The sequence below is a fragment of the Pseudomonas sp. HMSC057H01 genome, from assembly GCF_001836405.1.
GTDB lineage: Bacteria > Pseudomonadota > Gammaproteobacteria > Pseudomonadales > Pseudomonadaceae > Pseudomonas > Pseudomonas aeruginosa.
Window position 1 is genome coordinate 1 of the sequence record NZ_KV828384.1, and the last position, 1,609, is coordinate 1,609.

General features: G+C 52.0%; 2 protein-coding genes and 1 pseudogene. All 3 read left to right on the forward strand.

From position 1 onward, the window contains the following. Positions 1-548, forward strand: a 548-nt coding sequence (locus tag HMPREF2581_RS02960) for a tetratricopeptide repeat protein (RefSeq protein WP_042917952.1), incomplete at its 5' end; no start/stop codon positions are given. A gap of 8 nt (positions 549-556) precedes the next feature. Further along, positions 557-1,426: a tetratricopeptide repeat protein gene (locus tag HMPREF2581_RS02965; RefSeq protein ID WP_078452215.1), complete on the forward strand. Its 870-nt coding sequence runs from the start codon at positions 557-559 to the stop codon at positions 1,424-1,426. A gap of 8 nt (positions 1,427-1,434) precedes the next feature. Beyond that, positions 1,435-1,609: pseudogene (locus tag HMPREF2581_RS31580) on the forward strand (sel1 repeat family protein); the annotation flags it as partial.

Genomic DNA, 1,609 nt, shown 5'->3' on the forward strand with positions numbered 1-1,609 from the left:
ATCTGGATGTGCCTCAGGGGTTCTATGATATGGGGGCAATGATTGGTAATCGTGCCGGTGTTAAGAACCCTGCTACCGATGGTCTGACCTTCTTGGATAAAGCCGCTAGTTTGGGGAACCCGCCAGCACTGACCGAGTTGGGTAAACTCTATATTTATGTGGCCAAGGAAAAGGAATTGGGGCTGGCGTATACCAGTTGTGCTTCCAGTCAAGGTTATGCTCCGGCGAGCTATGAGCTTGGAAGCTACTATGAGTTGGTTGAGCATAATTATCCAAAGGCACTTAGATACTATCAAGTCTCCGTCTCTCAAGGCGGCAGGAGTGCCGCCTTTTTTCTCTCGCGCGTCTTCGGAAAGAGGACGCCTCCTTCAAGTGCAATGTGGTATACGCCGGATGAAAAGCTTGAGAAATTCTACTACTCCCTCTATCTGCAAATTGATGCCGACCCCGATCTTCGTTTTCCCAATTTGGTAAAAGATAACCCCTTGCCACCCCACCCCGTCCAGGGCTACGACGCAGCTCGACCCGACTGGAAGCCGGGTCAGTGATTCGGCTAATGGCTATTGGAATATGGGCTGTACTTTGTCTCGCAGCAGTTCCCGCTATGGCTGACAGCAAGCCTTTTGTCTGCGTTAACGAAAAGGACCATCTACCCCCTCTGGACCCGCAGGCCGATGCTTGGTATCGCGAAGCGGCGACCCTGGCCAAGCCCGATACCTTGCGTCCGTGGCCTCGTATCGTCGATCTATACAGTAAGGCAGTTGAGCGTGGTCACTGGAAGGCTATGCATAACTTGGCGAGCCTCTATCGTACCGGTTGGCCAGGCGGTGTGGAGAAGGATACTCAGAAAGCTCTAGATCTCTACCAGAAGATGATCGATTTGAAGGTTCCTCAAGGTTTCTACGATATGGCGGCAATGATCGGGAGTCGCGCTGGCGTCAAGAATCCTGCGACTGATGGACTTACTTTTCTCGATAAGGCTGCAAGCTTGGGTAATCCACCAGCATTAACTGAGTTAGGAAGGCTATATATATATGTTGCTGGTCAGGATGAGTTGGGGCTGAAATATACGAACTGTGCTGCAGGCCAGGGCTATGCTCCTGCCAATTACGAACTGGCGATGTACTATCGTTTGGTGGCACATAACTACCCAAAGGCGGCAGGCTATTACCTTCTTGCTGCAAGCCAAGGAAATAATGATGCTGCCTTCTTCATGTCCGGAGTTTTTGATAAGACTAGTCCCGATGTTGACAGAATGTGGTACGCCCCCGATGAGAGGCTACACAAACTATATGATGGTATTTACGACCAACTTTCCGCTGATCCTGATTTGCGTTTTCCCAACTTGATAAAGGACCATCCTCTGCCTCCTCACCCGACCCAGGGCTACGACGCAGATCGGCCCGACTGGAAATCGGGGCAGTGATGCGGCTGATGGCTATTGGACTTTGGGTCGTGCTCTGTCTTGCAGGCGTCCGCGTGATGGCCAACAGCAAATCGTTTGTCTGCGTTAATGAAAAAGACCATCTGCCGCCGTTGGATTCGCAAACCGATGCTTGGTACCGCGAAGCAGCCGCCTTGGCCAAGCCCGATACTCTGCGGCCCTGGG

What these genes read in the sequence shown, in the direction of transcription:
- HMPREF2581_RS02965 (WP_078452215.1), top strand. Translation starts at nt 557, where the DNA reads ATGGCTATTGGAATATGGGCTGTACTTTGTCTCGCAGCAGTTCCCGCT.